A 242-nucleotide genomic window follows, 5' to 3' on the forward strand; every position below is an offset into this window, starting at 1 on the left:
GCCTTATTAGTTAAAACTGCGCTGCTAAATGCATCAAGTGTGAGTGTGAAGCTTGCGCCTTGAGACCCTGATGTGATCTCGGTGCTGTGCTGCTCAAGTAAGTCATGCAATTGAGTGTGTTCGCTAAGTACCGCTAATTGCACTTTTGATAAATTAACCGTAATTGTCTGAGGTTGTTCACTAAAGTTACTTAATACGTACAGCGTTTGTTGGCCAAGTTTGCGCATAAAGCCAACAACTCG

General features: G+C 43.0%; 1 protein-coding gene. It reads right to left on the reverse strand.

What is annotated here, in order from left to right; all coding sequences use genetic code 11:
- On the reverse strand, positions 1 to 242 hold a 242-nt coding region (locus AAEY83_RS18005; protein WP_351061418.1), incomplete at both ends, for a hypothetical protein.

Source organism: Psychrobacter sp. TB20-MNA-CIBAN-0197, assembly GCF_040309765.1.
GTDB classification, from domain to species: domain Bacteria; phylum Pseudomonadota; class Gammaproteobacteria; order Pseudomonadales; family Moraxellaceae; genus Psychrobacter; species Psychrobacter submarinus.